A 5,913-nucleotide genomic window follows, 5' to 3' on the forward strand; every position below is an offset into this window, starting at 1 on the left:
CCATCGTCGCCGTGTGCAAGGTCGTCGTCGCGGTGCTCGGCATCGTCGCGATGATTATCGGGGGGCCGATCCTGGGTGCGATCGTGCTGATCGCTGCCCTCGTCGTGCTCGCGGACACGCTCTACAAGTATTCCAAGGGACAGGCGTCCCTGTGGGATGTGGGCCTCGCCGCGCTGGACTGCATCCCTGGCATGAAGGGGCTGACCACCCTCGGCGGCCTCGCCAAGGGCATGCAGGTGTTCGCCAAGGTCGGCCTCAAGGGCATGGCCAAGGGCCTGGGAAAGGGCGGTCTCCGGCGCGGGGTGGACAACGCGGTCAGCAAGGCCAAGCAGGCCTCGGGGCGCACCAAGAAGGGCGACCCGATCGACATGGTCTCCGGCGAGATGCTCATGGAGGAAACTGACGTCGAGCTGCCTGGCCTGCTTCCGTTGATTCTGCGCCGTACACATCTGTCGACATACCGGTCAGGGCGATCGTTCGGCCCGTCCTGGGCGTCCACCCTCGATGAGCGCCTCGAGCTGGACAACGACGGTGCCGTGTTCGCCGCCGAGGACGGCATGATCCTGCTCTACCCGGCGCCTGAACGGGGCATTTCGGTCATGCCGCTGGAAGGTCCGCGCTGGCCGTTGGACTGGGACGGCGCACCCGGATCTCCCCTGCGGATCACCGACCCGGCCACGGGGCTCATCCGTCATTTCACCCCTCAGGAGACCCCGGCAGCGGTCGATGGGGTATTCACGCTTCCCCTCGCCGCGATCACAGACCGCAACGGTCTACGGATCGACTTCGACCGTGACGCCAGAGGCGTCCCCGTCGCCGTACGTGACTCCGCCGGCCGGCACCTCCACGTCGACACCGAGGGTGAGCGCGTCGTTCGACTACGTCTGCGCAACCCGCAGGACGGCCCCGAGGGCACGGTCCTCCGGCGCTACGCCTACAGCTCCGACGGCGACCTCACCGAGATCTACAACTCCAGCGGTCTGCCACTGAAGCTCACCTACGACAGCCGGGCACGCATCACGTCATGGACTGACCGCATCGGTTGCTGGTACCGCTTCACCTACGACGATCAGGACCGTTGTATACGAGGCGAGGGAGCCGAAGGCCGTCTCTCCTGCACCATCACATACGACACCGCCAACCGCGAGACGCACTACACCGACGCACTCGGCAACACCACGACGTACCGGCACAACGAGCTCCATCAGCTCGTCGCTGTGACCGACCCGCTCGGCCACTCCACGTATTCCGAGTGGGACCGCTACGACCGGCTGCTCTCCCGCACGGACTCGCTCGGCCTGACGACCCGCTACGAGTACGACGAGCAGGGCGCCCCAACGGCCGTCATCCGACCGGACGGCTGTCAGGAGCACGCGGAGAACAACGGATACGGCCGGCCGGTGTCGGTGACCCAGGCCGACGGTTACGTCTGGTGCATGGAATACGACGAGCGCGGCAACCTGACATCGGAGACGGATCCCACCGGCGCTCGCATCTCCTACCAGTACAACGAGATCGGCTCACTCATCGCGGTCACCGACGCCGCCGGGCGTACCGCATTGCTGGAGTCCGATGCGGCGGGCCTGCCGCTCGGCACCACCGACGCCGAGGGTCGGACGACACGGTACGAGCGGGACGTGTTCGGCAGGATCACCGCGGAGACCGGACCGCACGGGGCAGTCACCCGGTTCGGCTGGACGCCGGAAGGAAGGCTCAGCCGGCGCACCCTCCCCGACGGCACCACAGAGCGACGTGTCCACGACGGTGAGGGCAACCTCATCGAGCACACGGACACCCTCGGACAGGTGACACGCTTCGAGTACGGCGGCTTCGACCTTCCCGCGGTCCGCATCGACCCCGACGGCTCCCGTCTGGAATTCGCCTACGACGGTCAGTTGCGGGTCACGTCGGTCACCAACCAACTCGGCGGTGCCTGGCAGTACTTCTATGACGAGGCGGGCCGACTGGTTCGTGAGCAGGACTTCGGCGGACGCGCACAGAGCTACCGATTCGACGCGGCCGGTCGTCTCGTGGGACAGACCAACGGCGTGGGTCAGTCCATCGACTACATCCGTGACGACTTCGGCAAGGTGGCGCAGCAGCACACGCCGGAAGGGGTCACCACATACACGTACGATCCGGTCGGAAACCTGCTCCGAGTGGTCGACGGTCAGACCGAACTGACCTACGAGCGGGACGCCCGAGGCAGGGTCCTCGCCGAAACCTGCAACGGCGCGACCGTGCGCTCGGCCTACGACGTGCTCGGCAGACGCATCCGCAGGGTGACCCCGTCGAACGCGGAAAGCACCTGGGAGTACGACGGAAACGACCGGCCCACGTTGTTGCGGACCGCGGGCAGGACTGTCACGTTCGCGTATGACGAGGCCGGGCGCGAGATCGAGCGACGCACTGGTTCCGCCGTCCTGGGCCAGACCTGGGATGCGGACGGAAGGCTGAACTCGCAGACCCTGACGGCGAGTGCCGATCCGACGGGAGCAGTCGAACCGCGACGTGTCCAGCACCGTGCGTACCGCTACCGCCCCGATGGAACGGTCTCAGCGATCAGCGACCTGCTCAACGGTGACCGCCTTGTCGACACCGACGGCACCGGGCGGGTCACCGGGGTGCGGGCGGCGACGTGGTCCGAGAGCTACGCGTACGACGCGGCGGGCAATCTCACCGAGGGTGAGTGGCAGGGGAACACGCCTGCTCGCGCCGCGCAGCCCTCCGAACTCGGATCGTTCGGATCGGTCAGCAGGGCCGGGGACATCCGCTACGAGTGCGACGGTCAGGGCCGGGTGGTGGTCAGGCGCAAGAAGCGTCTGTCCCGCAAGCCCGATGTCTGGCGCTATGCCTGGGACAGTCAGGACCGCCTCGTCGGTGTGACCACGCCCGACGGTACGAAGTGGGCCTATCTGTACGACCCGTTCGGCCGCCGTATCGCGAAACAGCGGTTCGCGCCGGATGGCGAGGCTGTCGTGGAGGAGGTGACCTTCGCCTGGGACGGGTTTGTTCCAGCTGAGCAAGTCAGGCGTGCGGGCGACGAGGCTCCCTCGTGCACGGTGTGGGACTGGGAACGGGACCGCTTCAGCCCGGTTACTCAGGTGGACAGGGTCCCCGCCGGGGAGGTCTCCCAGGAGTGGGTGGACGACCAGTTCTATTCCATCGTGACCGACCTTGTCGGCACGCCGACCGAACTGGTCGACGAACGCGGAGAATTGGCGTGGAGGGCACGCACGACCGTATGGGGCGCACCTCTCGACGACGCCAACCCCGACGGTACGTACTGCCCTCTGCGCTTCCCGGGCCAATACCACGACCCCGAAACAGCACTCAACTACAACTACCACCGTCACTATGACCCGGAGATGGGGCAGTACGTCTCGCTGGACCCCCTCGGTCTCGCGCCTGGACCGAACCCTCGCACGTACGTCCCGAATCCGTTCACCGCCGTCGACCCGCTCGGACTGTCGCCGGCCTGTCCGGATGCCGCCAGGCAGGCGGCGGAGAACCGGGCCGACGTGGAGCAGGGGCGGCCTGGCGCGAACAAACACACCCGTCCGACGAGCGCGGCCGGGCTTTCGGTGCCTGGCCACAAACAGCCCTTCGACGGTGCGAGCATCAAGGGCGGCGGAGATCATGACCTGCATCCGAATGTGCGGGCCGCCTACGACAGAGTGCCGGAAGACGTGCGGACAGGCGGACAACATGGGAAGTGCGGTGAGGCCGAAGCACTGTCGAACGCCATGAAGGCAGGTGTCGATCCACGGGGTGGTGTGATGGCAGCTGTCAATGTACGTGCAGCGGGCAATGATGCTCATCTCAAGATCAAACCTCCCTGTCCATCGTGCAAACATGTACTTGACCAACTCGGAATCACGGCGGTGACTTAGATATGACTGATGAGATCCCTTCGGAATGGTCCGCGTTGACCCATCGAGTGCTGCGGTCGGCTGCGTGGTACCCCGGACGATCAGTTCCCATCGAGAAGTGGGAGAACCTGCTTCGCGACTATGGCGGCTTTCGGATCCATGAGGCCGCACGGCGGTTCCTCGCCGAATTCGGTGGACTGGCGACGGATGAATGGACGCCTGGCCCGATCATGCCCCAGTCACCCTTCCGATTCGATCCTTTCAGCGGTGAGGCCAACGGCACGGCGCTCGCCGAACTTGGCGACACATTCACCGGGTTCAGTAAACAGGCCGGCACCCACCTTTATCCCATCGGCCGGGCAGACAGTGGTGACAGTTACCTGGGCATGGCTGTGGACGGAGCCGTCTACATCGGCCAGGAGAGCACGGAACTTCTGGCGGACACGGCCTACGAAGCGCTGGAGAACCTCGTCATGGAGCGCAATACCGGAGCTCCTCTGCCCTTCGTGCTGACAGGTGATCATCTTGAGCTGCCCCCCGAAGCCGAGCGTGAGCTGAGACCTGACGGCGTACCCCGCTGGTCCGCGGAGGCCGACCGGGTGCTGCGACTGGCCGGATGGCATCCGAGCCGTTCGGTGCCCACAGGGGGCTGGGAAGGGATCCTGCACGAAGCGGATGAGGGCTTCGTGATTCACGAGGCAGCGCGACGGTTCCTCAGCGAGTTCGGCGGTTTGGAGATCGACCAGAGGGGACCAGGCAGGACCATGGCTCGCTCACCGTTCCGGCTTGACCCTTCGTTGGCCAAGTGGGACTACGAGATCTTCGAAGTCCTCAGCGACGAGGCCGAGGCCGACCTTTACCCCATCGGTGACCTCGGTCAAGGAAACCTCTATCTGGGCATGTCGCAAAGCGGAGCAGTATATATGGGCATGGACAGCGTCGAACTGTTGGCAGACACGGCAGACGGTGCTCTGGACAAACTCATCCAGGGAATCCGATGAGGGTAGCTGTTCAGCAGGGGTGACGGATTTTCAGGCTGCGGCTACGGCGTGACGTGGTGTGAGGGCAGGCGGGAGCCACGCGCCGGTGGTGAAGAGCTGCTCGAGCGCGTCGAGTTTGTCCAGGCCCCACTTGCCGACGGTGGACAGGTAGGACTGGACGACAGCGAAGTCGATCAGTCCCCGGAGGGCGCGCCGGCAGCCGCCGGAGGTGCGTTGCTGCACCTTGACGGGGCGTTGGTCACGCTCTGCGAGATTGTTCGAGAACGGAACCTGCAGGTCGGTGCAGAAGCGGAGGATCATGTCCTCGCGGGTCTCGAACCGGCGGATCAGGGTACGGGCCTCGTCGGCCATGGGACCTCGTTTGCCGAGGTTGTCGTCCCGGCCGCGGGCCAGCGCGCCGAGGTAGCGGTTACGGATCCTGGCGCGAACATGCGGCTCAAGCGTTTCGAGGCCGGCCGCGCGGGCGGCCTGTGCCGCCTCATTGGCCTCGCACAAGGTGGTGGCCATCGCCTCGGCCCACAACTGACCGGCCCGGTCGCCCTCATGGACGCTGTGAAGATCACGCAGGAGATGCGCACCGCACCAGGCGTGCAAGACATGGCCGAGGTGGGTGTAGCCGTTGTAGCCGTCACGGACCAGCACCCCGCCGAAGGCCGGCCAGATGCCGCCCGCGTCGATGCTCTCCACCGTGCGATCCCCGACATGCATCGCTGTCAGGTACTCGGTGCAGGCGACGTGCAGGTAGCGCAGGGCGCCCTGGGCGCGGGCGCAGGTTTCGTCCGCGTGCGCGACCGGAGCGGAGGCGATCAACTCCTGCACCCGCGGCAGGAAAGCCGCCTCCAGCAGACGAGCGGCCTTCGCGCGCAGGCCGGCCACCCAGCCGCCGGACACCGGCGCCCCCAGCAACGCTGCCAGTACAGAGGCGGCCCGGCGCACGGGAAGATGATGGGCGCACACCAGCCAGGCGGGCGCGGGCCATCAGCTGGGCGCTGGCGAAGGGCCGGGAGGCGCAGGCGGACCTGTCGTCGGCCAAGTCCCGT

2 protein-coding genes and 1 pseudogene are annotated in these 5,913 nt (G+C 66.4%); 2 read left to right on the forward strand and 1 reads right to left on the reverse strand.

The annotated features are described in order from the left end of the window. Window positions 1-3,893 (forward strand): DUF6531 domain-containing protein (locus RB628_RS39005; protein WP_318325395.1); only part of this gene is annotated, 3,893 nt, incomplete at its 5' end. Between the two features lie 2 nt (window positions 3,894-3,895). Then, entirely contained in the window at window positions 3,896-4,873 is a 978-nt protein-coding gene (locus RB628_RS39010) for an SUKH-3 domain-containing protein (protein WP_318325396.1), read from the forward strand. 30 nt (window positions 4,874-4,903) lie between these two features. Here the strand turns inward: RB628_RS39010 and tnpC are convergent. Next, window positions 4,904-5,836 (reverse strand): annotated as a pseudogene (tnpC, locus tag RB628_RS39015) (IS66 family transposase); the annotation flags it as partial. Window positions 5,837-5,913 lie beyond the last annotated feature (77 nt).

Origin of the sequence: Streptomyces sp. ADMS (assembly GCF_033441795.1) — a bacterium.
Lineage (GTDB): Bacteria > Actinomycetota > Actinomycetes > Streptomycetales > Streptomycetaceae > Streptomyces.